The following is a 588-nucleotide window of genomic DNA, read 5'->3' as shown; positions in this document are numbered from 1 at the left end:
GCGCAGGGCGTGCAGGTTGCGGGCGTCGTGGATCAGGGCCGGCAGCTCGCGGCTCCCGTAGGCGAGGCAGAGCGGCTTGCCCACCACCGGACGGCGCAGGGGCGACAACGCCTCGACCTCCGCCTCCGTGAGGTTGAGCTTGTCGTCGAGGGCGGTCTGGCGGATCGGCGCGAGGTCGTAGACCCCCGAGATCGCGAGCCCGGCGGCGATCGCCGGATGACCGAGCTGGAGCGCGGTCAGCAGCCCGCCCGCCGACCAGCCCGCCAGGACCAGGGGGCCGCCGATCCCGTGCGCGGGGCCGTGCGCGCCGATCCAGTCCAGCGCCGCGCCGATCTCGGCCGCGATCCGGGTCAGGCTCGCCTCCGGGGCGAGGGTGTAGCCGACCATCGCCACCGACCAGCCGGCGGCGTTCGGCCCCTCGGCGAAGCATGCGAACAGTTCGCGGGCGCCCCGCTGCCAGTAGCCGCCGTGGAGGAAGACCAGGCCGGGCGCCGAGCCGTCGCGGGCCGGGTAGAGGTCGAGGGCGTTGCGGGGGCCGGTTCCGTACGGGATGTCGAGGCCGGCCGGATGCCTGGCCCGGTAGGCGGC

Annotated in this window: 1 protein-coding gene; it reads right to left on the bottom strand. The window is 75.9% G+C overall.

Translation table 11 applies throughout. The annotated features are described in order from the left end of the window. The coding region (locus FV228_RS32110) for an alpha/beta hydrolase (RefSeq protein WP_147858003.1) at positions 1-588 on the bottom strand (588 nt) is incomplete at both ends.

The sequence above is a fragment of the Methylobacterium sp. WL18 genome, from assembly GCF_008040015.1.
GTDB classification, from domain to species: Bacteria; Pseudomonadota; Alphaproteobacteria; order Rhizobiales; family Beijerinckiaceae; genus Methylobacterium; species Methylobacterium mesophilicum.
Note: the sequence above shows the minus strand (reverse complement) of the source record. Positions and strands in the feature narration are given on the sequence as shown.